Here is a 24,591-nt window from a genome sequence, read left to right as displayed (position 1 = left end):
TCCCTCTCCCCGCGAGCGGGGAGAGGGCTAGGGTGAGGGGCAAAGCCACAAGAGCAATATCAATCCTTCGACACCAGCGTCGGCTGCAGCGCGCCCGAAACGTTCGGCGTCACCTTCAGGCTCGATTTATAGACGATCGGCTGAACATATTGCAGCAGGGGGATCACATAGCCCTGTTCGGCGATGTACTTGATTGCAGTCTTCCAGCCGGCAATGCGCTTTGCCTCGTCCTTTTCCACCCAGAGCGGACCCAGCATGTCGTCGACATCCTTGGTCTTCCAGGCTGAATGCGGCGAGGGGCCGAACATGGCGAAGCCGGTCGAGGTCGTGGGGTCGCCGATGGCGTTGCCCCAGTTATAGAAGGCGGCGGGGCCGAGCTGGTGGGCGGCGCGCAGCTCGTAGTGCTTGGCGATTTCGTAGACTTCGATTTCCGCCTCGATGCCGACCTTGCGCCACATGCCGACGATCGCCTGGATCATCTCGTAGTCCTTCGGCTTGAAGCCGCGGGTGGTCTTGATGCCGAACTTGACAGGCTTTGCCGGCGAATAGCCGCTGGCGGCCAAAAGTTTCTTTGCCTGTTCCGGATCGTAAGGGATCTTGACGGAGGCGTCATAGGCCTCGTATTCCGGCGCTTCCAGCGTCGAAAGCGGCTTGCCGTAGCCGCGCAGCAGTCGCTTGATGATCGCTTCCTTGTCGATCGCCATATTGGCGGCAAGGCGCACGTTCTTATCGAGCATCGGATCGACGTTGCTGATGAAGATCATGCCGATATCGGAGATTGGTGTCGCGACGCCCGCAAGGCCGGACTTCTTCTTCAGCCGGTCGAAATCCTCATAGGGGATTTCCAGCGTCACGTCCGATGAGCCGGATTCGATTTCGGCGACGCGGCTTGTTGTGTCGGGCACGAACTTGAAGATGACCGTATCGAAGGCCGGCTTGCCGCCGAAATAGTTTGGGTTCGCCTTCAGGCGCAGATAGGAATTGCCCTCATAGGCGTCGACCATATAGGGGCCGGTGCCGACAGGCTTCTTCTCGAAGCCTTCCGTGCCGACCTTGGTATAATAGTCCTTCGGCAGGACATAGCCGGTGAGGAAGGCCATCCATTTGAAGAAGGTCGGCTCGAAGCGGACGACATCGCCGGTAATGCGATTGCCTTCCACTTTATAATTATTGGCCGTCGACCAGATGAACTGGATCGGATTGCCTGTCTCCTGCTTGGCTGCCCGCTCCAGCGACCAGACGACGTCCTCAGGCGTGAATTTGGAGCCGTCATGCCAGGTGACGCCCTCGCGAACGTCCATCCAAACCTTGGACTTGTCGTCGTTCCAGCCCCAGGCGGTCAGCAAGCCCGGCTGGAACTTCAGGTCCGGTCCCTGGGCGATGAACTGGTCGAAGATCGAGCGATAGATCGCCTGGATCGTCGGGTTGACCGCCGACGGCCCCGTCGTCGGGTCGAAGGAGGGCAAGTTGACGTTGAAGGCGATGGTCAGCGTGCCGGCTTCGGCGGCTTCCACATGCGTCCTGCCCGCGAGAATCCCAGTAATGAATGCGGCTACGCCGAGGCTCAAGGCCTCGCGCCGAGTAAGCGTTGTCATGGTCACTCCGTTCCCCTGTTAAGCGGCAGAAAAGCATGACGCCCGCCTGCCGCTGGCGATTTATTGTCGGAATGTTTTAATCCTAAAATAAGTATTTCGGAGCGGCAAGCGCTTTCTCTGAGCGTCTCACAAAATCCGGGTCTCCGTTTTCCAGCGCGCCTTGTGATGCGCCCATATTTCATGCATTTGCATATATATGCGCTTTCACCCACCATTTCTTCTGGGCACTTTCGGAATCGGGCGGCACAGTTCTGCAGCTTGAGCGCCAATCAATCCCTCGAAGTTTCATATTTGTTCGTTGACAGTCTAAGGGCGTTCAAAATATGATTTTGCAAATGATTAAAAAGAAGCCCACAGGGCAAAGGGGTAACGTCTATGGCCGAGCGGTCTTTTGCGCGCGAGGTCGAGGATCTGAAGCTCGGGGAAGGCGACATCTTCCGCGGCGAGGGTATTCTCGCGATCACCAAGGCACTTCTGCAGTCCGGCGTGTCCTATGTCGGCGGCTATCAGGGTTCGCCGATCTCCCATCTGATGGACGTGCTGGCCGACGCCAAGGATGTGATGGAAGATCTGGGCGTCCATTTCGAGACCTCGGCATCGGAAGCTGCTGCTGCCGCCATGCTTTCGGCCTCCGTCATGTATCCGGTGCGCGGCGCCGTCACCTGGAAATCGACGGCGGGCACCAACGTTGCCTCCGATGCGCTTTCCAACCTGTCGTCGGGTGGGGTCACGGGCGGCGCACTGATCATCATCGGCGAGGATTACGGCGAGGGTTCCTCGATCATGCAGGAGCGCAGCCATGCCTATGCGATGAAATCGCAGATGTGGCTGCTCAACCCGCGCCCGAACCTGCCGTCGATCGTGCAGGCGGTGGAGGAGGGTTTCGAGCTTTCGGAGGCCTCCAATACGCCCGTCATGCTGCAGGTCGGCATCCGCAGCTGTCATGTGCACGGCCAGTTCGTCGCCAAGGACAATAAGCGGCCGGCCTTTACGCTGAGGCAGGCGCTCGAAAATCCGATCCGTGATGTCAACCGCATCGTGCTACCACCCGCCTCGTTTCTCCACGAGAAGGAGAAGCTGGAGAAGCGTTGGCCGGCCGCTGTCGAGTTCATCAAGCAGCGTCAGCTCAACGAATATTTCGGCCCATCCGAGGGCGAGGTCGGCATCATCCTGCTCGGTGGTGCTTACAATGGCGTGATGCGTGCGCTGCAGCAGCTCGGTCTTGCAGATGTCTACGGCAATTCCGCCGTGCCGCTCTATGTTCTCAACGTCGCCTATCCGCTGATCGACGATCAGATGGCCGAATTCTGCGCTGGCAAGAAGGCCGTGCTGCTGGTCGAGGAGGGCGCGCCCGAATATATAGAGCAGTCGCTCAACACCATCCTGCGTCGCCGCGATATCCAGACCAGGATTGCTGGCAAGGATGTCCTGCCGATGGGCGGGGAATATACCGCGCCTGTCCTGATGAAGGGCATCAAGAATTTCCTGGAGACACATCAGCGCGTGTTGCTCGGCAATCAGCCGCCACTGCCGGATCCGTCGCCTATCCTGAACGATCCGAAGATCAAGGCGCTCGCCGAAGTCGTGCCGCCGCGCCCGCCGGGCTTCTGTATCGGCTGTCCCGAGCGGCCGATCTTCGCGGCGATGAAGATGGTTGAGGAAGAACTCGGTCAGCACCACATCTCCGGCGATATCGGCTGCCACCTGTTCTCGATCCTGCCGCCGTTCAACCTGGGCAGCACGACGATGGGTTATGGGCTTGGTCCCGCTGCGGCCTCGGCCTTCAATGTCGCCGCCGACAAGCGCGCGATCTCGGTCATGGGCGATGGCGGTTTCTGGCACAACGGTCTGGCGACTTCCGTTGGCAATGCCGTCTTCAACAAGCAGGATGGCGTTATCCTCGTCGTCGACAATTTTTATTCGGCCGCTACCGGCGGGCAGGACATCCCGTCATCGCGGGCGCTGAACCCGCGCCGCAAGACCAACAATTCCATCGTCAATGCGGTCAAGGGCATTGGCGCGACCTGGGTTCGCCAGATCGACCGCACCTATGATGTCGCCAAAATGCGCGACACGCTGCGCGAGGCGCTGACATCGAAGGAGCCGGGTCCGAAGATCATCGTCGCTTCCTCGGAATGCATGCTCAACAAGCAGCGCCGCGTGAAGCCGCAATTTGCCAAGGCGGTCAAGGACGGCAAGCGCATGGTCAAGGAACGCTTCGGCGTTGACGAGGACGTCTGCACCGGCGATCACGCCTGCATCCGGCTTTCCGGCTGTCCGTCGCTGTCGGTCAAGCATACCGACGATCCGCTGAAGGATGATCCGGTCGCGGCGATCGACAATAATTGCGTCGGCTGCGGCAATTGCGGCGAAGTCGCGGAGGCGGCGGTGCTCTGTCCCTCCTTCTATCGCGCCGATATTATTCATAATCCCACGGGTTGGGACCGCTTCGCCGCCCGCCTGCGTTCCGCCGTCATTGGCTGGCTACAGGCGCGTCGCCGCGCCGGCCGCATCGTCTTTTCGGATTGAGGGGACGATATGAACGAGCATGTGAGCATGAGTGATATCGGCACTAGCCGCCTTTCGACCGACAAGCCCCTGTCGCTTGCCATTCTCGCCATGGGCGGGCAGGGCGGCGGCGTGCTGGCCGACTGGATCGTCGGTCTTGCCGAGGCCGAGGGCTGGATGGCGCAGACGACCTCTGTGCCCGGCGTCGCGCAGCGAACGGGCGCGACGATCTACTACATAGAGATGCTGCCGGCCCGGGACGGCCATGCGCCGATCTTTTCGCTGATGCCGACGCCTGGTGATGTCGATGTCGTCATGGCGGCGGAGTTGATGGAGGCCGGCCGTTCCGTGCTGCGTGGACTGGTCACGCCTGATAAGACCGTGTTAATCGCCTCGACGCATCGCTCCTTCGCGGTCGGCGAGAAGGAAAAGCCGGGAGACGGCATCGGCAATCCCGAAGTCGTGGTCGAAGCGACGGATTTCGCCGCCAAGCGCACCATCGCCTTCGATATGGAGACCTTGGCCATCAAGAACGGCAGCGTGATCTCTGCCTCGATGTTCGGCGCACTGGCGGCCTCCGGCGCGCTTCCTTTCGGAAAACAGGCTTTCGAGGCGATGATCCGTGCTGGCGGCAAGGGTATCGAACCGAGCCTCAAGGCGTTCAATGCCGCCTTCGAACGGGTCAAGGACAAGCCGCGCGACGCTGTCTCGGCAACGCCGCTGAAACATTTCGACGTTTTGCCTGAGACGGCTGGCCATCCGGCGCTGGACCGGCTGGTCAATCGCATCAGTGCCGAATTTCCGGAAGCGGCTCACCCGCTGCTGTTTGCCGGTGCCAAGAGGCTGACTGATTATCAGGACCCGGCCTACGCCGACGAATATCTGAGCCGCGTGGCGGCTCTCCATGCGCTCGATCGCAAAGCCGGCGGCGCGGACAAGGATTTTGCCTTCACCGTCCAGGCTGCAAAATATCTCGCGGTCGCCATGGCCTATGACGATGTCATCCGTGTTGCCGATCTGAAGGTGCGTGCATCGCGCTTCGAGCGGGTGCGCAAGGAGGTCGGGGCCAAGGATGACCAGATCGTCTATATGACCGAATACATGCATCCGCGCATGGAGGAAGTCTGCGGCACGATGCCGAAGGCCATGGGCCTCTGGATCGAGAATCGGCCGCGCTTGTTCGAACGCCTCGACCGCTTCGTCAACAAGGGCCGCCGCGTGCAGACCGGCACGCTCCTCTGGTTTCTCGGCCTCTACATGGTCTCAGCCCTGCGCCGCACCCGTCGCGGCACGCTGCGCCATTTACGCGAAGTCGAGCATCGCGAAGCCTGGCTGGCAGCGGCGACCAATCTGCTCGGCGTGAATTACGATCTCGCCGTCGAGGTGCTCAATAATCGCCGCCTCGTCAAAGGCTATTCCGATACGCATGCGCGCGGCCTTTCGAAATTCGATCGGGTGATGTCGGCCCTACCGATGCTGCGCGATCGCGAAGACGGGGCTGCCTGGATGAAGCGGCTGCGGCAGGCGGCGCTGCTGGATGAGAACGGGGTTGCGTTGGATGGGGCGCTGAAGACTGTGGAGACCTTGTGAAGGGTTTGTTTCAGCCATCCGCCCTCGTGGTTCGAGGCTACGGTCCTTTGGACCTTCGCACCTCACCATGAGGGCTAACCCTTTGCGCCAATCGCGAAATCGCTCCGCCTCATCTTGAGGCGCGGCGGAAAGATGCCTCGAAGGATGGGGCGGCCACAGACACCACCCCGATCTCGGTTCAAATCTCGTGCTTGCGAATATTATGCAGCACCTTGTGCAGGGTCGAGATGAAGGCGCGGTATTCGGCCTCCTCCACACTATCGAACATCTGCAGGAACAGGTCGTACATGGTCGGCCACACCTTCTCGAAGGCGGCGCGGCCTTCTTCGGTGATGGAGACGTCGCGGATGCGCATGTCCTCGACACGGGGCTGGCGGCGGATGAAGCCCTGCCGCTCGAGCGAGTCTAATGTGCGGCTCATCGTCGATTGCTCGGTGACGGCGAAGACGGAAAGCTCGTTGATCGTGACGCTGGAGGAGACGCTGAGCACGGCAAGCGCCCGCATCTTGGCCGTCGTCATGTCGTATTCGCGCAGCTCCTCCGACATGTTGGCGTTCCAGCGGGCCATCAGCCGGTTCATCAGATAGGGCGCGAAGTGATTGAGGCCGATTTCGCCCATGGTCGGACGTTTTACGGGCTCCTCCCGATTGCGCCTCAAAACAGTGCCTGAAAACCGCTCCTCCATCGACGATACTCCTCCGGAAACGTGTTACTTCAGCGATGATGCGAGCAGGAAGCCGGAGCCTCCTCCGAGACCGGCTCCCGGGTGCGCCGAGGCGCCGATATGGTATAGGCCTGATATGTGGGTGCGGTGGTTAACAGATGACTTGAAGGGGCGCCAGATGAAAAACTGGTCCAGGCCGCAATAGCCACCATACGGGTCGCCGCCGACAAGGTTCATGTTCATGGCTTCCAGATCACCCGGCGAATAGGCGCGCCGTGCGAGTTTTATGCCGGAGAAATTCTCGATATGGCTTTCGAGCAGCGCTTCGATGCGGTCGGCATAGCGCTCGCGCACCTCTTCTGTCCAGCGGCCGTCTTGCGGCGTTGCGATCTCGCCTGCGGCGTCTCCCTTGATATGGCGCGGCGCTTCGGGAAGCTGCAGCCACAGGATCGATTTGCCCTCCGGCGCGCGGCTCGGATCGAGTGAGACGGGCTGACCGACGCAGACGGTGGGTTCGGCCGGCAGCAATCCGCGTTCACATTCATTGGCGGCGCGGGAGACGCCGTCGAGACCAGGCGTCAGATGCAGCAGCGCCACCTTGCCGAGATCTGCATTGGCCTTCCAGCGCGGCGGCTCGGAAAGGGCATAGTGGATTTGCATGTCACCCTTGCCGTAGCGATAATTGGCGACGCCGGTTTTGATCTCTGTCGGCAGCGGGTCGGGCCAGTCCTTCATCAGCCGTTCGTAGAGCTGGTTGGGCGTTACCGAACAGATCACGCCCAAACTGGCCTTCAGCGTTTCGCCGCTTGCAAGACGCACGCCGTCGGCGCGGCGATTGGCGCCGGGAATGATGGCTTCGACGTCAGCGCTGATGCGGATCTCGCCGCTATTGTCCTTGATCAGCCGCTCGAAGGCCGTCAGCAATGCTCCTGCGCCGCCTTTGACGATGGGCGCGCCGCCAAGCTCCAGCGCAAAGCCGATGACCTTCAGCATTTCGGCGGAATAGGCGCTTTCGGGCCCGAGGCCGCAATGCAGGACCCAGGGTGCCCAGAGCGCATGAATATCCTCGGATCGATAGCTGGTCTCCAGATAGCCGCGGGCCGGTGTCAGGGCTTCGCCAAACCAGGCCGCAAGCTTGCGCAGACCGCGATTCCAGCCTTGGCTGGCGACGTTTTTCAGGGTCGATCCCGACCAGAGTGCGCCACCGAGCAGGGAAAAGAGGAAGGGGGCATCGGCGGCGAGCGCATCCATCTCGCGGGAGAAGGTCTGCCCGTCGCCGAGCGACAATTCATCGAAGGTGGCGATGTTTCGTCGCCTGTCCTTGGAAAAGATCACATGCGAACCGTCCGGCCTCAGCACGCCTGTGGGAAGGTCGGCATGGGCAAATTCCAGGCCGCGGGCCTCGAGATCCCTACCGATGGCGCCATAGGCCGGCGAGGTGAGGAACAGCACCATGGTCGTCGCCATGACGTCGTGGATGAAGCCGGGCTCGGTGATCTCCTCTGTGCGCAGACAGCCGCCGATGCGGTCGTTGCGCTCGAGGAGGAGCACTTTGTGGCCCTTCTTGCCGAGCATCGCGGCTGCGACAAGCGCATTTATGCCGCTGCCGACGATGATGTAGTCATGATCGCCCATTGCCATTGCCCCTCGCAGGCAAAATGAGTGGAAAGGAAGAGCCTAATTCGCCCCGGACTCCAGCCTTTCCAGCCTATCATGCAATAAGTGCCAGCGCACGGACCGGCGAACCCGTGCCCTTGACGAACTTCAACGGTGCGGCGATCAGCACGGCGCGCTTGGCGGGAAGCTGGTCGAGGTTGGAGAGGCTGGCGAGGCCATAGCGATTGGCCTTGTGCATGAGGTTATGGGCCGGGAAGGGCGGGTTCATGCCGCCGGCGGAACCGGCGTCGGTGCCGATGGTTTCCGAGCCCCAGCCGATAATGCCCTTGGTCAGAAGATATTCGATCGCCTCGGCCGTCGGGCCGGGAGAATGCGGGCCGTTTTCATCGGCGTTCAGGAAGGTTTCGGTCGAGCCGTTGCGCTTGTACCAGTCGGTGCGCAGCAGCACCCAGCTGCCGGCTTCGATCGCGCCGTGCTGCGCTTCCCATTCCTTGATGCTGTCGACCGTCAGCAGATAGTCCGGATTGGCGGCAGCTTCCTTCGAGCGGTCGATGACGTTGACCGGTGCGACGAAGTTCTGCGGCGGTATGGTATCGGTCGTATTGTTCGGATTGTCCTTGCCGGTGATCCAGTGGCAGGGGGCGTCGAAATGCGTACCGGTATGCTCGCCGAGTTCCAGCCAGTTCCACGCCCAGAAGGGGCCATCCTGGTTATATTCCGAAATCGTATGGACCTTGACCGACGGCGTGTTCTTGCCGAACTGTGGTGGCAGGTAGAGTACCGGTGTTTCAGGGCCGAGCGGCGCTGTGAGATCGACGACCTTGATGGAGCCCGAAAGCAGGGCCGAGGCCAGGCTGGAAAGTGTGGTGGCGGTCATAGATTGCGTTCCCCTTGTTGTCGCGTGACCCCATGCGAAGAGCCGCTTTGCGGGCCTTCTGTCCAGGATCGAGATTGAAGCTATCATCGCCAGGCGCAGGGGTGCCTTTCCTCTGGGCACCGGGTCCGCGCGGCGGCGGATTGGAGGGAGCCTATGTTACAATATATGATATTGCAAGCATTCCGGCATGGTCTTCAGGCCCAAAATCGACCCATATCCGGCGGGCTATCGGGTATTTGTAAAGTGCTGAAACTAAACACGAATCTCTGGGGTAAATTGCGATCATACTACTTAGGATTGTTTCTATTTCTTGCGATTCGTTTCGATAGGTACTTGAAGCTTAAAACTCAAGATGTATGCATGTGACAATAATAATCACCGACGAAAGAGGGGCAATCGATGAGCTATGATGCGATCATAGTTGGGGCGGGCCATAACGGCCTGGCAGCGGCGGTGCATCTGGCGGCGAAGGGCTGGAAGGTTGCCGTCATCGAGGGCAATGCCGAGCCGGGTGGTGCGGTGAAAACCCGCGAGGTGACGCTACCGGGCTTCCGTCACGATCTGTGCGCCATGAACCTCTCCATGTTCGCCGGTTCGGCCTTTTTCGCCCAGTACAAGAACGAGCTTTCGGCCGAAGGTCTCAATTTCGTGCCGGCGGCGGATTGCTTTGCCAGCGTCTTTCGCGACGGCACATTTCTCGGCGTCAGCACCGATCTCGAAAAGACCACGGGCGCCATTGCCGACATATCGCCGCAGGATGCGGCCGCCTGGCGGCACATGCTGTCGGAGTTCGGCGCGGATGCGCCTCATATCTTCGGCCTGCTCGGTTCGCCCATGCCGTCGTTGGCGGCCGCCAGGGTCGTTTGGAAGGCATGGCGGGAAAAGGGGAGCGGCTGGGTTTACGATACGGCGCGCATGCTGTTTGCCTCGCCGCGCGACTTTCTCGATGCGCGTTTCCAGAACGCCAAGCTCAAGACGATGATGGCCGCCTGGGGGCTGCATCTCGACTTTGCGCCCGATGTCGCCGGCGGCGCGTTGTTTCCCTATCTCGAATCCATGGCCAATCAGGCATTCGGCATGGTGATCGGCAAGGGTGGGGCCGATACGATCGTCAAGGCGATGGCGGCCGTGCTCAAGAGCAAGGGCGGTGAGTTGATGCTCGGCACGCGCGTCGACAAGATCGTCACATCAGGCGGCAAGGCGACCGGTGTCATTCTCGCCGACGGACGTCGCTATGAAGCCAGGCGCGCCGTCATCGCCAATGTCCATCCGCAGATCCTGTTCGGCAAGCTTCTCGATGAGGATCCATCACGCCAGGAATTCGACAGCAAGGTCAGGCGCTTCCGCGCCGGCCCCGGGACGATGATGATCCACCTGGCGCTGTCGGGGCTTCCGGATTGGACGGCGGGCAAGGCGCTTCAGAATTTCGCCTATGTCCATATCGCGCCGGATCTCGAGATGATGTCGCGCGTCTATGCCGAGGCGATGGGCGGCTTGCTGCCTGCTGAGCCCGCGTTGGTGGTCGGACAGCCGACGGCCATCGACCCGTCGCGCGCGCCGGCCGGGCAGCATGTGCTCTGGATCCAGGTGCGTGTCCTGCCGGCAGAATTCCGCGGCGATGCGGCGGGCGAAATCAGCGGCGCGAACTGGGACGAGATCAAGGATGTCTATGCCGAGCGCGTTCTCGACATCGTCGAGCGCTATGCGCCCGGCTTGCGCGGCAAGATATTGGGGCGATCCGTGTTTTCGCCCCTCGATCTCGAACGCGAGAACCCGAATCTCATCGGCGGAGACAATCTCTCCGGCAGCCACCACCTCGACCAGAACTTCCTGTTCCGGCCCGTCGCCGGTTATTCGCGCTATAAGACGCCTGTGGGATCGCTGTTCATGTGTGGGGCCTCTACCTGGCCCGGTGCGGGCACCGGCGCCGGTTCCGGTTTCATGTTGGGGAAAATGCTGGCCAGGTGACGACCAACGGACTTGACGCGTAAACCTTTGACATTTCAAATGTCGCCCCCTAGATCGTTTAGATAAGCAATGCAAAGCGGTGGGTTTAGCTGACGTGATGACAGAGCCTGGGAGTGCAACCGTCGACCTGGAGATCATTGTTCAGGGAGCGCAGGAAGGCAAAAAGCAGGAGCTGCGGCTCTGGCTGCGCATGTTGTCGACCACCAAGCTGGTCTCGCAGGAAATTCGCCGCCGGCTGCGCAACGAGTTCGGCGCGACCCTGCCGCAATTCGACCTGATGGCGCAGCTCTATCGCGAACGCGACGGCCTGCGCCTCGGCGAGCTTTCCAAGCGCACCATGGTCACCAATGGCAATGTCACGGGGTTGGTCGAGCGGCTGGAAACGGACGGGCTGGTCCTGCGCGTGACGCCTGACGGCGACCGGCGTGTCACGGTCGCGAAGCTGACCGAAAAGGGCGAGACGATCTTCGGCGCCATGGCTGTCGCCCATGAGGGCTGGCTGCGCGATATGATGGCGGATGTCGATCCCGCCATCGTCAGCGAGCTCTGGCAGGATATCGGCGCGGTGAAGTCCTCGGTGAGCAACCACCTTTCAGGCGGTGACTTCGATTGATGGCCGGCTCTATCGGGCCTGTTCGCTTTTGAATCTCTTTTCGAGCACGCTGACGAGACGCACCATCGGCCAGAGCAGGATGATGTAGATCAGTGCGGCCATGATCAGCGGCGAGGGATTGGCGTAGAAGCCTTGAGCGTTCTGTCCTTCTTTCAGAAGTTCAGGCAGCGCCACGGTCGAGGCGAGCGACGTATCCTTGAACATGGACACGCAGTTGCTGGTGGTCGGCGGGATGACGATGCGCACCGCCTGCGGCAGCACGACCTTATAGAGCGTGATCAGGAACGGGATGCCGAGGGCGGCGGCGGCTTCGAACTGGCCGCGCGGCACGCTTTCGATGCCTGAGCGGAAGACTTCCGCCGAGTAGGCAGCCAGCACGATGGAGAAACCGAGGATCGCCGACCACCAGGCCGAAAAGCTGATGCCGACGAAGGGCAGCGCGTAATAGATCAGGATCAGCACGACAAGCATCGGCATGGCGCGCATGATGTCGATGTAGGCAATCATCAGCATTTGGAGCGGCTTCGGCGCATAGAGGCGGATCAGGCTGACGATGAGCCCAGCGGAGACGCCGATGGCGATGCTGACCACGCCGAGCGCGATGGTCATCCAAAGCCCGCGCATCAGTTGAGGAAAGGCCGAAATCATGACGTCGGAGTTGAGGAATGTATCGACGAAAGACATTGGCACTCCCGTGTGCGGAAAGAAATGAAGGTCTCTTACATTTACGCCGGCCGCAATGGCCGGCGTAAGATTTCATTCTAGAGCGTTTCCGCTTTTCTTCGAATCGCGAAAACGCTCTATCTTCCTGTTTTTTACGCATTCCGGACGGAAAACCGCTGCGCACTTTTCCTGGAAATGCTCTGGCGATGATCTTTTGATCACGCCTTGGGGATAGGCAGTTCTGTGACGGTGGAGGAGCCTGCGGGCGCCTTGCTGCCGAACCACTTTTCATGGATCTTTTCCAGCGTGCCGTCCTTCTTCATCGCGGTGATGGCGTCGTTGATCTTGGCGACGAGCGGCGAGTCCTTGGTCATCATCAGACCGTATTGTTCGCCGGTCTTGATGCGATCCTTGATGGCGAAGCCCTTCGTCTTGACGAAGAGATACTGCATGCCTGGGATATCGCTGACGACGGCGTCAACGCGGCCGGCACCGAGATCGAGGAACATGTCCTGTTGGGAGTTGTAGCCCTTGACGTCGGCGAAGCCCTGGGCGGCCTTGTTGTCGTTGACCCATTTTTCGCCCGTCGAGCCGGACAGTACGCCGACCATCTTGCCCTTGAGATCGGCAAGGTTCTTGATCGGGCTGCTTTCCTTGGCGGCGACACCCATGTCGGAGTCGTAATAGGGCTGCGTGAAGGATTGCGACTTCAGGCGCTCCGGCGTGATTGTTATGGACGAGATCGCCACGTCGATGCGCTTGGAGCTCGTTGCCGCGAACAGGGCCTGGAAGCCGTAGTCGGCAATATTGGTCGTCATGCCGGCGCGCTTGGCCGCTTCGTTGACGACGTCGACCTCAAAGCCCTCGAAACCGCCCTCAGCGGTCTTGTACTCGAAGGGTGGGTTGTTCGGATAGGAGCCGACATTCAGCACATCGGCGGCATAGGCGAAGTGGCTTCCGCCGGCGAGGCCAACGGCGGTCGCAAGGACCAGCAGACTGCGACGAGTAATATGCATTTTCTTAGTCTCCCTCTGGTTATGGCTGCGGGCATTCCTCTTACCCGCGGGTATTCCCGTCCGCCCGCCTGGGCGGCCGTGTCATGTCATCGCATCGACCATGCGGTCGAGGGCGATACGCATCTGTTCTGTTTCGCGGAAGGTGCACATGCGCAGGAAGGCGCGGGACGATTCACCGAAATGATATCCGGGCGCCAGACCGACGCGCGCCGTCTCCAGGATGCGTTCGCAAAGCGCGGTCGCATCGGCTTCACCCTCTAGCGCGAAGAAGGCATACATGCCGCCGCGGGGCTTCTCCGGCAGGATGATGCCCGGTATTTGCGGCAGTTTTTCATAAGCAAGGTCGAGGCCGGCCTTGATCCTGCCGCGGATCTCGGCAACCAGCGGCTCGCCTTCGCGCAGTGCCGCCGCTGCTCCCGTCTGGACCATGGCTGATGTGCCGCTGTTGACATACTGCGTCATCGCGCCGAGCTGGTCGGCAATGGCTGACGGGTGTGTGAGCCAACCGACGCGCCAGCCGGTCATGGCCCACGCCTTTGAGAAGCTGTTGATCGCGATCACACGATCGCCGTCTTGGGCGACCTGCAGGATCGAAGGTGCGATTTCGCCCTCGAAATAGAGGCGGGCATAGACCTCGTCGGAGATGATCCAGATGCCGGTGCGGCGGCTGAAATCCAGCAGGGCCTGCATCTCTTCGCGCGATGCCGTCCAGCCGGTCGGATTGGATGGGGTCGACAGGAAGATCGCGCGAGTACGGGCATCGCAGCGGGCAAAGAGCTTGTCGAGGTCGAGACGCCAATCGGTGTCGAAATCGAGCGATACCGACCGGGGCTCACCACCGATCAAATGGATGGCGTTGTGGATGTTTGGCCATTGCGGCGCCACGTAGACGACATTGGTGCCGACATCGACGAGCAGTTCCAGCGCCATATAGAGCGCCTGCATACCGCCGGGAGCGACCGTGGTGCGCTCGATGGGGATGGGACGTTCGTGCCAGCGGGTCTGATATTCGGACAGAGCTTCGTTCAGCGTCTGGAGGCCGCGCATGTTCGGAACGTAGAAGGTCGCACCATCGTCCAGCGCCTTCTTTGCTGCGTCGCGGATGAAGGCCGGCGTCACAATGTCGCCTTCGCCGAACCAGAGCGGGATGACGCCGCCGAGTTCGCGGGCACGCTTGGCGAGCACGGCAATATTGTCGGTGCGCATGTCGCGGATCTGGGCGCGGATGCCTTCTAGGGCATCGCGGCCACTGATCGTGTTCGGCAGGTTATGCTGCGGCAGAAGAGACAAGGAACTTCCCCTCGGAATTCGGTGTCGAAGGGACGATGCGATTGCAGAGGCCTGCGCTCGGATTGCCCTTCATTTTCGAATGGTTATCCAAAAACGAGTGCATTTCAAGGATAAAGTTTAAGCTTAAAAAGTCTGCCCCTTCATCCGGTTCGCCTATGGCTGGTGCACATCTTAAAGCTCTGGAATCGTTCACTTTTCTTCGACTCCCAAACTGCCCTTGTGCGTCTTTGCTTCGATGACACCGGCGGCCAGGCCGGCGCCGAGAAACATCGTGTCGCTGGCCAGCAGAAAGAAGCTTATCCCTGCCGCCGACCACGTACCGACGTCGTCCGGTGTCGGGCGAAAAATGCCGACCGCGCGGCCGGCGGACAGAGCCGTTTTGACAATGGTCCGGATGGCGGCGTCGAGCTTGTCCTTGCCGGCCGGACCCATCGCATCGATTGAGACCGAGAGATCGCCAGGGCCGATGAAAATGAGATCGACTCCGTCGATGGCGGCGATATCGGCAATGTTGGCCAGCCCTTCGGCCGTCTCGACCTGAATGGCCAGCACCAGCTCGGCATTGGCCTTGGCGAGATAATCCGGGATGCGATAGCCGTATGCGGCCGCACGGCCCGGGCCGACGCCGCGCGCACCGAGCGGCGGATAGCGCGTGGCCCGGACGGCCGCTCTCGCCTGTTCCGCCGTCGAAATCCGCGGCACCAGAACGCCGGCTGCTCCTGCATCTAGCACGGCGGCGATGTCTTCCGCCGCATGGCCCGGCACGCGAACCATGGCGGGAACGCGATGGACGTCGGCGGCGCGGATCAGATCCTCGATGCGCTCGCGGCTGATCTGCGAATGCTCCCAGTCGATGCAGAGAAAATCGACGCCGGAGGCCGCCGTGACTTCGATGGCGACCGGATGCGGGATGGCTGCAAACGTGCCGATGAGCAGCTTGCGCTCGATACAGTTCCGGCGGAAATCGCTCATCCTTTTCCTCCCACTTCAGCGGTCCTCTTAACGAGGGATAGACCGAAAAAACTTAGCTGCGAAGCGGCAATTTGTTCTGAACTCAGGCAGCGTTCCGTGCCGTTGCCGGTTGGGGCCTACGGCACGGAGGCAGTGCGGTGGCGGAGTTGTTCGGGCGCCGCCACCGCTCATGGGCGCGGCTTATTTGCGTCGCGCCATGATCTCGGTCAGGACCGCGTCGAACCGGGCAATCTCTTCGACCTTGTTATAATGCACCAGCGACACGCGGATGGCACCCGTTTCCATGGAAAGACCGAGGCGCTTCATCAGGCGTGGCGCGAACATATGGCCGTCGCGCAGGCCGATGCCGGCTTCGCCCATCTCGGCGGCGAATTCCTGCGGCGTGATGCCAGGCATGTTGAAGCAGATTGTGGGAACGCGCTGCTCGAGGCGGGCCTCGTCGGAAATGCCGTATATGACGGCGCCGTGGCGCTTCAGGACCGATATCATCTCCCGCGAGAGCATCAGCTCATACTGGCGGATCGCGCCCATCGCCGCAGCCAGGGCCTCACGGCGGCTATGGTCGCCGGTCGGGAGGAAACGCCGGCCGAGGCCTTCCAGATATTTGACCGCGGCGTTCATGCCGGCAACATTCTCGTAAGTGAAGGTGCCGACCTCGATCTTATAGGGCGGTACGTCGGGAATGAAGTCTTCCTTGAAGGTCGGAAGCTTAACCAGCGCATCGTAACGGCCCCAGAGGAAGCCCATGTGCGGCGAGAAATTCTTGTAGCCGGAGCAGACGAGATAATCGCAGCCCCAGGCCTGAACGTCGATCAGGCCATGCGGACCATAGTGGACGCAATCGAGAAAGGTCTCGGCGCCGGCCGCATGCGCCAGTTTGCAGACGGCGGCGACATCGACGATCGTGCCGATGGAATGCGCTGTCACGGTGCAGGCAACGAGGCGGGTTTTGTCGTTCAAGAGGGGCTTCAGATCCTCGGGATGCAGCGTGCCGTCCTCGCGCATGCGCCACCATACGATCTTGGCGCCGTCGGCTTCCAAGGCCATCCAGGTGGCGATGTTGGCGTCGTGATCCATGTCGGTGATGACGATCTCGTTGCGCTCGCCGAGCAGCTTGGCGATGCCGAGGCTCACCAGGCGAATGAAGGATGTGGCGTTCTGGCCGAAGGAGATTTCCTCCGGTCGGTAAGCATTGACCAGCATGGCGACGCTTCCGCGTGCTTCATCGAGATTGCGGTCGACGCCCTGACTGTGCTGGTATTTCGCCATGCGCTGGACGTTGAAATCGATCAGATGGTTGGCGACCGCATCGACCACCGTCTGGGGAACCTGCGACCCGCCTGCATTGTCGAGAAAGACGAAGTCGCCGGCCTTCTGGATGGCCGGGAACAAGGCGCGGACCTCATCGACCGGAAAGCTGTTGTGGCCGACGAATTGCGATGCGGAAGGGGCGGAACTCATGGGGATCTCGCTCTGAACGACGGAAATGAAATCTGCAGTTTGATCATTTGATCACAAAATACTTTAAGGTTCAACCAAATTTCTCGATCTCCGGTTACGGAGTTAGCGGCGGGACGCCGAGCCGGATCCCTTGCTTCGTGGTTCGTCCTGCGTGACCGGGCAATAATCGCGCAGAATTTCGTGGGTGCGGCGGATATCGGCGACGACCCCGTCGCGGGCAGCCGTAAAGTCGCCGGCCTTCAGGGCCTCGACGATCGGAACATGCTGGCCGGCGGGATCGAGTTCACCCTTGCGCATCAGCGGTTCGACCGAGGCGGACAGCATGCGCATATAGGGGCCGAACCGCAGCCACAATGTTTCGATGAGCTGCAGCAGCACTTCGGAGCCGGAGGCGCGATAGATGGTGAAGTGGAACTGCTGGTTCTTCGCCATCAGGTCATAGACATTACTGCCAAGGCCGATTGCGTGTTGATCGACGGCGATGCGATCGAGTGTGGCGATGTCGGTCGGGGTGAGGTTGGGTATGCCGAGCTCGGCGGCCAGACCCTCCACGGCGATGCGGGCGCGGCAGAGATCATCCAGCCGGGCAAGCGTGACTATCGGAATTCGGGCCGAGCCGTTGGCGGCGACTTCGAGCGCATTTTCGGCGGCCAGCCTGCGCAAGGCTTCGCGGACCGGCATGTTGCTTGTGCCGAATGTCTCGGCGAGCGAGGCGATGGTCAGGGTCTGGCCGGGATCGAAATTGCCAGCCATCAGCGCATTTTTGAGCTGCTGGTAGACGCCCTCCTGGATCGTCGTTCTGGAGGACACCGGTTCCAGGGCTATGCGCACGCTCGCTTCCTTTTCGCTTGGGGACTCGTTCATGGTAGAACGAAGACCGCGCGAATGGAAAGAGTTTCGCTAGGAAGCGCTCAGGCTTCCTCCGCTTCCCAGTCTGCTTCATCGGCTGCGGGTGACGCTTTGCCGCTCGCCGTCGGCGACTTTCGCAGGCCAAGGCCGACGCCGATGAGGGCGAGCGCGCCGCCGATGGCATGATAGGAGTGCAGCTGCTCTCCGAGAAGCCCCCAGGCAAGTGTCGCGACCACGATCGGCAGAAGATTGATCAGCAGCGAGGTGCGGCTTGCGCCGAGCTTCTGGATGCCGATCATCCAGCAGAGCGGGGCGACAAGCGATGTCGGGATCGCCGCGTAGAGGATCAGCGGCAGATTGGCTGTCGTGATCGGCGAGATATCGCCCATCAGGAAAACCGGTATCAGCAGCAGGGTCGAAAAGCCGATCTGCCAGAAAAGCTGCTGCCAGATCGGGATCGGCATTGCCCAGCGTTTCAACATCACGCCATAGAGCGCGTTCGACAGCACGGCGATGATCATCAGGCCATCGCCAATGTGGAAGCCGCCATTTATCAACCTTGTCGGGTCGCCCTGAGATGTCAGATAGATGAGCCCGATCAGCGAGATGGCGCCGCCCGCCAGGCTGGCAAGGGTCAGTCTTTCGCCGGCCAAAAGGCTGGCAAGCGCCGTCGACAGCAGCGGCATCAAGGCGATCATCACGCCCATGTTGACTGCCGACGTGGTCTTGGCCGCCTCATAGGCGAGGCTCTGGTAGATCACCATGCCGAGGGCGCCGAGGGTCGCGAGTTTCAGCCAATGCTCGCGCAATAGCGCCCGGTTGCGCCATGCCGTGCGGCCGACGAAGGGCAGCAGCACGACGAAGGCGAGCAGCCAACGATAGAAGGAGATGGAACCCGGCGAGATCACCCCGGCGGACGCCTTGGTGACGACGGTATTGCCGGACCAGATCAGCACGGTCAGCAGCGGCGCAAGTCCGGCCACGCTGACGATGGATGCGGATGAGTTCGGCTGGGTGCTCATGGAATGGTCTCCCGACGTCATTCTGGCTTCTATGCGAAACGAGGCATGGCGGACATCGTTCACCACTGTGATGTCCTTCTACTCTTTGTCCGAATTTTGGTATATAACGAGATTAGGACAATCGGTAGCGAAATGAGGACATGCCGGACAGGCTTCCACGCATTGAGGGCGATCCGCCGCGCCCCGTTTCCTTTCGGACGGAGAACTACAGAGCGGGCACGGTTTTTCCGAGGAAAAGCCAGCCGTGGGGTGAGCTCAATTATGCGCTCATCGGTGTCGCCGAGTTCGATATCCAGGGCGTGCGCTATCTGTCGCCGCCGCATTATGCCATCTGGCTGCCGCCGGATACGATGCATGGCGCGCATAACCAGCATGATCTGCGCTATGTCACCATCTATGTTGAACGCGGGCTCTGCGCCGATCTGCCGGACGAGCCCTCGACGCTGAGCATCAGCCCGCTGTTGAAGGCGATTCTGGCGGATTTCGCGACGCGGGACATCACCGTGCCGGAGACGGCGGAGGACTTGCGGCTCGCACAGGTTCTGGTCGACCAGATTCGCCTGGCGCCACGCTGTGAAAGCTATCTGCCGCTTTCCGACGACCCATTGCTCGGCCCGGTGCTCAGCGCCTTGCAGGCCGATCCCGGCGATCGGCACTCCCTGGCGGAATGGGCGCGCCGGATGGGGACGACCGAGCGCACGCTGTCGCGTCGATGCCAGGACGATCTCGGCCTTTCTTTCAACGAGTGGCGCCAGCGGTTGAAGCTGGTCGCAGCCCTGGCGCTGATCGAAGCCGGCGAACCGGTGCACCGGATCGCGGCGCAGCTGGGCTACAGCAATGCCTCCGCCTTCATCGCCATGTTTCGCCGGCTGACGGGCACGAGCCCGACCCAGATGCGATAGCGCCATTCATGGCTCGATCAACACGATATCCAGTTTGCGCAGCTGTTCAGGATCGGCCATCGCATCGATGGTCGCGACCATGCCGTTTTCGTTGACGGTGAAATGAAGCGCGATACGCAATTGGCCGCCGATAACCACGATGGCGCCGACCGCGCCGTTGATGACGGCCAGCCGGGCTGCCTGCGCGCGGCCATTGAAGGTTTTGGCGACATCGACACGCCCGCGGATTTCCCCGACCGATCCCATACGCGCCGCGACGGCATCCGGGCGGAAGACCGCTTCAGGATCAAGGACGGCGAGCAGCGCGTGCATGTCACCGCCACGCGAGGCGGCGAAGAAGGCATCGACGACATGCCGCTGGCGGGTGATGTCGGCCTCCATCGCGACAGGTGTTTCCTGCACACGGCGGCGGGCGCGGCTCGCAAGCTGGCGCGTCGCAACCGTGGTGCGGCCGACGATCGGGGCTATGTCGTCGAAAGACACGTCGAACATGTCATGCAGAACGAAGGCGAGCCGCTCGGCCGGGTTGAGCTTCTCCAGAACGACCAATAAAGCAAGGCCGACGGAATCGGCCAGCAGCGCATCCTGTTCGGCCTCGTGCGTCACTGCCGGCTCGGGGATGAGGACCGTCAACGGCTCCTCGCGACGGGATTTACGGGCGCGCAGCCAGTCGAGGCAGATGCGCGCAGTTACCGTCGTCAGCCAGCCGCCGAGGTTTTCGATTTCGGACCTATCGGCCTTGAGGAGACGGAGCCATGCCTCCTGCACCGCATCTTCCGCCTCCGTTCGTGAGCCGAGCATGCGGTAGGCGACGGCGCGCAGATGCGGCCGGTTCGCCTCGAATTTTTCAGCCTGCCACTTTTTTTCGTCCATCGGTCACATTCCCTCATCGTGTTCCGTCAAACCCATGACGAACGCAGTCCGGCCGGTGTGACAACGGATCGACAGGAAAGTGCGTCGTCAAGATCGGGGCCGTCGTGGCGTCCGAACAATCAGAGGACAGAGATATGCAAGCTCGTATGCAGAACCCCGCCGTCATCCTGCCGGAAACACTGCAGGCCCTTCTGGCCGTCAGCGCCTCGATCAAAGATCGCGGCCTTTCTGAAAATACAATCGACCTCGTGCATCTGCGCATCAGCCAGATCAACGGCTGCAGTGTTTGCACCGACATGGGCTTTCGCAAGCTGCAGAAGGCAGGCGAGACCATCGAGCGCATCGTCGGGGTCTCCGCCTGGCGCGAAATGCCTTACTTCTCGGATGCCGAGCGTGCGGCCCTTGCTCTCGGCGAGGCAGTCACCCGGCTTGCCGACCGGCCGGATGCCGTCAGCGACGAGGTCTGGAACGAGGCTGCCCGACACTATGATGAAAAGGCGTTGGCCGCCCTGATCGTCGCGATCTCGATCGACAATGTCTGGAACCGGTTGAACGCAACGGTTCGCCAGCAGGCAGGAGCCTCCTGGAGCTGACCGGTTGCGAGAACCTATCCTTCTCCCCTCAGATAGGCAGGGGAATCGCATATGAGATGAGACCGTCGCCGCTCAACCCCTTCTCCCCTCGGGGAGAAGGAGTTTACGGTTGGCTGCTCAGATAGGGGAAGGCAGTTTGCTATTTCAGGCTTCTCCGATCCGCGATGTCACAAGCAATTTCGCCAGCCAATCGACGAAAACGCGCACCTTGTTGCTCAGGTGCCGGTTGGGCGGATAGACGATGTGCATGGGCAGCGCGGGCCGGGTCCAGCCGGTGAAGATGGGCACCAGATCGCCCTTGGCAAGCGCCTCGCGGGCCATGAAGCTGGGGACTTGCGCGATGCCTAGCCCGGTCAGTGCCGCTTGGATATAGCTCCGGCTGTCATTGACCGAAAGGATGTAGCGCGGGGTGATTTCCAGCGACTCGTTGCCGTGTTCGAAGATGAAAGGGATAGTACGCCCGGTTTGCGCGCGGAAATAGCTGACCGCATAGTGAGTGGTCTCCAGCTCTTCCGGGCGCTCCGGGATGCCATGCTTTTCGATGTAACCGGGTGCGGCGCAGGTGACGAGGTGGATCTCGCCGACGCGGCGGGCGATCAGCGACTGGTCGCTCGGCATGCCGGCGCGCAAGGCGCAATCGACATTCTCGGCCAGATAGTCCACCAGTCGGTCACCGACACCGAGGTCGATATGAATATCGGGATAACGCTGGTGGAAATCACAGAGCGCCGGCATGACGATCTTTTCGGCAAAGGCACCCGCCATTTCGACGCGCAGGCGGCCGCTCGGCAGGCTCTGCGAATTGCTGATGCTGCCGTCCAGTTCCTCTATTTCCGAGAGGAGCTGAATGGCACGCTCATAATAGAGCGCGCCGTCGGTCGTCACCATGACGCGCCGGGTTGTCCGGTTCAGAAGCTTGGCGTGCAGATGGGCCTCGAGCGACTGGATGAGCGTCGTCACCGTTGCCTTTGGCATGGAAAGGGCTGCTGCGGCGCGGGTGAAGTTACCCGTCTCCACCACACGCGCGAAAGCCCGCATTGCTGATAACTGGTCCATTCCATGGTGTCCTTCGACCGCCAAGAAAGGGGTCGATTGTTTGTAATGCTGAATAGTCTGATCGAATATAGGCTACTTATGCTCTGATCGGAATAACAATATGTTGTTTCCAAGATTGTTGCAATGCGGCACGGGGCGCTGAAGACCGCACTATCGAGAATATGGTTCCAAGGCATGCTAAGCGGCTTCTGGAAGAGATCATATTCACTCGAGCAGATAGGATTTGGGTCGATGAGTGCGCCGTGGAAAGATGTTGTGCTGGAAAACGTGCCTACGGGGCCGGTGGCAGCTCGGATCTACAACGGCGAAGGTTTGAAGAAGGCGGCGCCTCTCGTGCTCTATCTGCACGGCGGCGCTTTTCTGGACACAAATCACGCAATCGACCGGCCGGTGGCCGTAAGCCTCGCGGAAGCCGGCGCGATCGTGGTTGCTGCGGACTATACCAGCGGCAATCAGAATGCTTTTCCGCAGGTGCTTGAATGCGCCTACGGGATTCTCGCCTATCTCAGCAACAAGCGAAACATGCTTGCGCTGGGTGGAGCGAAAAAATCACTGCTGTTTGTCGCCGGAGAGGAATCGGGTGGCAATGTAGCGGCAGGTGTCGCTTTAAAGGCGCGCGATCAGATGCCCGGTTCATTGGATGGACAGGTGTTGATATCGCCTTTGCTCGACCCCTTCATGGGATCGAAATCTTTCCTCCAGGCGGAGGAAAGCGGCATGCGCGAGCGCTGGACGGAGGGTTGGAACCGATACCTGGGTTTCCTGGGCGGTGTCTGCCACCCCTATGCGGCGCCTCGATACTGTTCGCGGCTTTCGGGCCTCGCGCCGGCATTGGTGCTCACGGCCGAGGACGACCCGCTCCGCGACGAGAGCATGGAATACGGCAGCCGGCTGAAAGCGGCTGGCGTCCGTGTTCGCCAGCAAGTCCTTCCCGCCGGGACAGGCTGGCCCACCCTCTACGGCGGACAGTCGAAGGACAGGCCCTCATGGCGGCAAGATGTTTGCTGTTGTTTCAAGGGCTTTGTCGAAGAAGTGCAGGCTTGATCGACTACAGCATCCCGATCGCGAGGGAAGTCGCGGAATTGGACGGGATGCTGGAGGCAGAAAGCCGAAGTGATCTTCGCGCGGATGCGCAGTGCTTCGGACCCCAGACTGTATTGAGATACTAGGAATTTTCGGCCCCGTTTCCCAAGGCGGTGCCAAAGGAGAGAATAACATGAAGTCCAACGGTAAGCGCTGGGCCCTGTGGGGCGCCGGCATGGGTGTTGCTGCGGCTGTTGCAGGCGCAGCTTTCTATCTTGAGCTGCCACGCGGCGCTCAAGCAACCGAGGCGGCTGGCCCGGCGGCAATGCCGGCCGTCCCCGTCACCGTTGCTGCCGTGGAGCTGCGCGACATCACGTCCTGGCAGGAGTTTTCCGGCCGGCTTGAAGCCATCGACCGGGTTGAAGTCCGGCCGCGTGTGGCCGGCGCAATTCAGTCCGTGCAATTCCGCGAAGGTGCCCTGGTCAAGCAGGGCGACCTGCTGGTGACGATCGATCCGGCAACATACCAGGCGGCCGTCGCCCAGGCTCAGGCCCAGGTCGGAGCGGCAAAGGCCAGGCTTAACCTAACGAAGGTTGAAGTCGACCGCGGTCAGAAGCTCTTCGACAACAAAACGATCTCGCAGAGCGACATGGATACACGCGCCAGCAATTACGCCGAAGCGGATGCCAATGTGAAGGCGGCGCAAGCAACCTTGCAGACGGCGCAATTGAACCTCGACTACACGCAGGTTCGCGCTCCGATCTCCGGCCGCGTCGGTAAGATTGCGGTTACCGTCGGCAATCTGGTTGCTGCCGGTTCGTCCTCGCCGGCGCTGACGACGCTTGTTTCGGTCGATCCGGTCTATGCGAGCTTCAATGCGAGCGAACAGACCGTTACCCAGGCGCTGGCCGAACTTCCGGTCACCAATGGCGCGGCACCACCGGTCGAGCAGATCCCCGTGCAGATCGGTACAGCGAACGACAACGGCACGCCGGTCAACGGCAAGCTGCAGCTGATCGACAATGAAGTCGATGCCGCAAGCGGCACCATCACCGTGCGCGCGGTCTTCGACAATCCGGGTGGGCGTCTCATCCCCGGCCAGTTCGTGCGGGTGCGCATGGGCCAGCCGAAGGCTGAGAGCAAGCTTCTCATCAGCGAGCGGGCAATCGGCACCGACCAGGACAAGAAGTTCGTCTTCGTTGTTGGGGCCGACAACAAGGTTGAGTATCGGCCGATCAGTCTCGGCGATACCTCCGACGGCATGCGCATCGTCAATTCCGGCCTGAATGCCGGCGATCGGATCATCATCAACGGCCTGCAGCGGGTTCGCCCGGGCGCCGTGGTCGATCCGAAGCCGGAGGAGAAGGTCGCCGCGAAGTAATGTATTCGGCCGGAAGGTAAAATCTTCCGGCCGCCATTCCAATGTTCCGATTTGCAAT

At 61.1% G+C, this 24,591-nt stretch carries 21 protein-coding genes; 8 read left to right on the top strand and 13 right to left on the bottom strand.

Annotated features, from left to right (window positions below):
* Positions 1–59: 59 nt before the first annotated feature.
* Positions 60–1,595, bottom strand: a complete 1,536-nt coding sequence (locus tag JTP94_RS33785; RefSeq protein ID WP_204854695.1) for an ABC transporter substrate-binding protein — start codon at positions 1,593–1,595, stop codon at positions 60–62.
* A gap of 375 nt (positions 1,596–1,970) precedes the next feature.
* Here JTP94_RS33785 and JTP94_RS33780 point away from each other — a divergent pair, with 375 nt between their 5' ends.
* The gene (locus tag JTP94_RS33780; RefSeq protein ID WP_204854694.1) at positions 1,971–4,124 is read left to right on the top strand and encodes an indolepyruvate ferredoxin oxidoreductase subunit alpha; all 2,154 of its coding nucleotides are present in this window, start codon (positions 1,971–1,973) and stop codon (positions 4,122–4,124) included.
* Between the two features lie 9 nt (positions 4,125–4,133).
* Complete coding sequence (locus JTP94_RS33775; protein ID WP_204854693.1) at positions 4,134–5,693, top strand: indolepyruvate oxidoreductase subunit beta family protein; 1,560 nt, start codon at positions 4,134–4,136, stop codon at positions 5,691–5,693.
* 178 nt (positions 5,694–5,871) lie between these two features.
* Here the strand turns inward: JTP94_RS33775 and JTP94_RS33770 are convergent, their stop codons facing one another.
* The 3 genes from JTP94_RS33770 to JTP94_RS33760 form a co-directional block, all read right to left on the bottom strand.
* Entirely contained in the window at positions 5,872–6,378 is a 507-nt protein-coding gene (locus JTP94_RS33770) for a MarR family winged helix-turn-helix transcriptional regulator (protein WP_204854692.1), read from the bottom strand.
* A gap of 24 nt (positions 6,379–6,402) precedes the next feature.
* Entirely contained in the window at positions 6,403–7,992 is a 1,590-nt protein-coding gene (locus JTP94_RS33765; RefSeq protein WP_204854691.1) for an NAD(P)/FAD-dependent oxidoreductase, read from the bottom strand.
* A gap of 76 nt (positions 7,993–8,068) precedes the next feature.
* Entirely contained in the window at positions 8,069–8,851 is a 783-nt protein-coding gene (locus JTP94_RS33760; RefSeq protein ID WP_204854690.1) for a cyclase family protein, read from the bottom strand.
* A gap of 399 nt (positions 8,852–9,250) precedes the next feature.
* Between JTP94_RS33760 and JTP94_RS33755 the strand changes: the two genes are divergently transcribed.
* Together JTP94_RS33755 and JTP94_RS33750 are read left to right on the top strand one after the other, a co-directional pair.
* Complete coding sequence (locus JTP94_RS33755; RefSeq protein ID WP_204854689.1) at positions 9,251–10,819, top strand: NAD(P)/FAD-dependent oxidoreductase; 1,569 nt, start codon at positions 9,251–9,253, stop codon at positions 10,817–10,819.
* 97 nt (positions 10,820–10,916) lie between these two features.
* Entirely contained in the window at positions 10,917–11,432 is a 516-nt protein-coding gene (locus tag JTP94_RS33750) for a MarR family winged helix-turn-helix transcriptional regulator (protein WP_204854688.1), read from the top strand.
* A 9-nt stretch (positions 11,433–11,441) separates the two neighbouring features.
* Here JTP94_RS33750 and JTP94_RS33745 read toward each other — a convergent pair whose 3' ends face one another.
* The 7 genes from JTP94_RS33745 to JTP94_RS33715 form a co-directional block, all read right to left on the bottom strand.
* Positions 11,442–12,116, bottom strand: coding sequence for an amino acid ABC transporter permease (locus tag JTP94_RS33745; protein WP_204854687.1), 675 nt, complete (start codon positions 12,114–12,116; stop codon positions 11,442–11,444).
* A gap of 197 nt (positions 12,117–12,313) precedes the next feature.
* Positions 12,314–13,111, bottom strand: coding sequence for an ABC transporter substrate-binding protein (locus JTP94_RS33740; RefSeq protein ID WP_204854686.1), 798 nt, complete (start codon positions 13,109–13,111; stop codon positions 12,314–12,316).
* Between the two features lie 81 nt (positions 13,112–13,192).
* Positions 13,193–14,401: a pyridoxal phosphate-dependent aminotransferase gene (locus JTP94_RS33735; protein ID WP_204854685.1), complete on the bottom strand. Its 1,209-nt coding sequence runs from the start codon at positions 14,399–14,401 to the stop codon at positions 13,193–13,195.
* Positions 14,402–14,590: 189 nt separating this feature from the next.
* Positions 14,591–15,373, bottom strand: coding sequence for an HpcH/HpaI aldolase/citrate lyase family protein (locus JTP94_RS33730; protein ID WP_204854684.1), 783 nt, complete (start codon positions 15,371–15,373; stop codon positions 14,591–14,593).
* Between the two features lie 180 nt (positions 15,374–15,553).
* Positions 15,554–16,834: a cysteine desulfurase-like protein gene (locus tag JTP94_RS33725; RefSeq protein ID WP_204854683.1), complete on the bottom strand. Its 1,281-nt coding sequence runs from the start codon at positions 16,832–16,834 to the stop codon at positions 15,554–15,556.
* Between the two features lie 102 nt (positions 16,835–16,936).
* Positions 16,937–17,665, bottom strand: coding sequence for a GntR family transcriptional regulator (locus tag JTP94_RS33720; protein ID WP_204854682.1), 729 nt, complete (start codon positions 17,663–17,665; stop codon positions 16,937–16,939).
* A gap of 80 nt (positions 17,666–17,745) precedes the next feature.
* Complete coding sequence (locus JTP94_RS33715; RefSeq protein ID WP_204854681.1) at positions 17,746–18,705, bottom strand: DMT family transporter; 960 nt, start codon at positions 18,703–18,705, stop codon at positions 17,746–17,748.
* A gap of 140 nt (positions 18,706–18,845) precedes the next feature.
* Here JTP94_RS33715 and JTP94_RS33710 point away from each other — a divergent pair, with 140 nt between their 5' ends.
* Entirely contained in the window at positions 18,846–19,607 is a 762-nt protein-coding gene (locus tag JTP94_RS33710) for a helix-turn-helix domain-containing protein (RefSeq protein WP_204854680.1), read from the top strand.
* Positions 19,608–19,613: 6 nt separating this feature from the next.
* On the opposite strand, the gene JTP94_RS33705 is transcribed toward JTP94_RS33710, so the two are convergent.
* Entirely contained in the window at positions 19,614–20,480 is an 867-nt protein-coding gene (locus JTP94_RS33705) for a sigma-70 family RNA polymerase sigma factor (RefSeq protein WP_204854679.1), read from the bottom strand.
* A gap of 134 nt (positions 20,481–20,614) precedes the next feature.
* On the opposite strand from JTP94_RS33705, the gene JTP94_RS33700 reads away from it, so the two are divergent.
* Positions 20,615–21,073, top strand: a complete 459-nt coding sequence (locus JTP94_RS33700; protein WP_034503761.1) for a carboxymuconolactone decarboxylase family protein — start codon at positions 20,615–20,617, stop codon at positions 21,071–21,073.
* 144 nt (positions 21,074–21,217) lie between these two features.
* On the opposite strand, the gene JTP94_RS33695 is transcribed toward JTP94_RS33700, so the two are convergent.
* Positions 21,218–22,129: a LysR family transcriptional regulator gene (locus JTP94_RS33695; RefSeq protein ID WP_204854678.1), complete on the bottom strand. Its 912-nt coding sequence runs from the start codon at positions 22,127–22,129 to the stop codon at positions 21,218–21,220.
* A gap of 231 nt (positions 22,130–22,360) precedes the next feature.
* Between JTP94_RS33695 and JTP94_RS33690 the strand changes: the two genes are divergently transcribed.
* Both JTP94_RS33690 and JTP94_RS33685 read left to right on the top strand, forming a co-directional pair.
* Complete coding sequence (locus JTP94_RS33690; protein WP_204854677.1) at positions 22,361–23,173, top strand: alpha/beta hydrolase fold domain-containing protein; 813 nt, start codon at positions 22,361–22,363, stop codon at positions 23,171–23,173.
* Between the two features lie 172 nt (positions 23,174–23,345).
* Positions 23,346–24,533 (top strand): efflux RND transporter periplasmic adaptor subunit, encoded by a 1,188-nt coding sequence (locus JTP94_RS33685; protein ID WP_204854676.1) that lies wholly within the window; start codon positions 23,346–23,348, stop codon positions 24,531–24,533.
* The last annotated feature ends 58 nt before the right edge of the window (positions 24,534–24,591 follow it).

Origin of the sequence: Martinezella lusitana (genome assembly GCF_016901135.1) — a bacterium.
Lineage (GTDB): Bacteria > Pseudomonadota > Alphaproteobacteria > Rhizobiales > Rhizobiaceae > Rhizobium > Rhizobium lusitanum_D.
This window is presented reverse-complemented; position numbering and strand designations above follow the sequence as displayed.

Excerpts from the sequence above, each read along its gene's own strand:
- JTP94_RS33785 (WP_204854695.1), bottom strand. The coding sequence starts at position 1,595 with ATGACAACGCTTACTCGGCGCGAGGCCTTGAGCCTCGGCGTAGCCGCA.
- JTP94_RS33780 (WP_204854694.1), top strand. The coding sequence starts at position 1,971 with ATGGCCGAGCGGTCTTTTGCGCGCGAGGTCGAGGATCTGAAGCTCGGG.
- JTP94_RS33775 (WP_204854693.1), top strand. The coding sequence starts at position 4,134 with ATGAACGAGCATGTGAGCATGAGTGATATCGGCACTAGCCGCCTTTCG.
- JTP94_RS33770 (WP_204854692.1), bottom strand. The coding sequence starts at position 6,378 with ATGGAGGAGCGGTTTTCAGGCACTGTTTTGAGGCGCAATCGGGAGGAG.
- JTP94_RS33765 (WP_204854691.1), bottom strand. The coding sequence starts at position 7,992 with ATGGGCGATCATGACTACATCATCGTCGGCAGCGGCATAAATGCGCTT.
- JTP94_RS33760 (WP_204854690.1), bottom strand. The coding sequence starts at position 8,851 with ATGACCGCCACCACACTTTCCAGCCTGGCCTCGGCCCTGCTTTCGGGC.
- JTP94_RS33755 (WP_204854689.1), top strand. The coding sequence starts at position 9,251 with ATGAGCTATGATGCGATCATAGTTGGGGCGGGCCATAACGGCCTGGCA.
- JTP94_RS33750 (WP_204854688.1), top strand. The coding sequence starts at position 10,917 with ATGACAGAGCCTGGGAGTGCAACCGTCGACCTGGAGATCATTGTTCAG.
- JTP94_RS33745 (WP_204854687.1), bottom strand. The coding sequence starts at position 12,116 with ATGTCTTTCGTCGATACATTCCTCAACTCCGACGTCATGATTTCGGCC.
- JTP94_RS33740 (WP_204854686.1), bottom strand. The coding sequence starts at position 13,111 with ATGCATATTACTCGTCGCAGTCTGCTGGTCCTTGCGACCGCCGTTGGC.
- JTP94_RS33730 (WP_204854684.1), bottom strand. The coding sequence starts at position 15,373 with ATGAGCGATTTCCGCCGGAACTGTATCGAGCGCAAGCTGCTCATCGGC.
- JTP94_RS33725 (WP_204854683.1), bottom strand. The coding sequence starts at position 16,834 with ATGAGTTCCGCCCCTTCCGCATCGCAATTCGTCGGCCACAACAGCTTT.
- JTP94_RS33715 (WP_204854681.1), bottom strand. The coding sequence starts at position 18,705 with ATGAGCACCCAGCCGAACTCATCCGCATCCATCGTCAGCGTGGCCGGA.
- JTP94_RS33710 (WP_204854680.1), top strand. The coding sequence starts at position 18,846 with ATGCCGGACAGGCTTCCACGCATTGAGGGCGATCCGCCGCGCCCCGTT.
- JTP94_RS33705 (WP_204854679.1), bottom strand. The coding sequence starts at position 20,480 with ATGGACGAAAAAAAGTGGCAGGCTGAAAAATTCGAGGCGAACCGGCCG.
- JTP94_RS33700 (WP_034503761.1), top strand. The coding sequence starts at position 20,615 with ATGCAAGCTCGTATGCAGAACCCCGCCGTCATCCTGCCGGAAACACTG.
- JTP94_RS33695 (WP_204854678.1), bottom strand. The coding sequence starts at position 22,129 with ATGGACCAGTTATCAGCAATGCGGGCTTTCGCGCGTGTGGTGGAGACG.
- JTP94_RS33690 (WP_204854677.1), top strand. The coding sequence starts at position 22,361 with ATGAGTGCGCCGTGGAAAGATGTTGTGCTGGAAAACGTGCCTACGGGG.
- JTP94_RS33685 (WP_204854676.1), top strand. The coding sequence starts at position 23,346 with ATGAAGTCCAACGGTAAGCGCTGGGCCCTGTGGGGCGCCGGCATGGGT.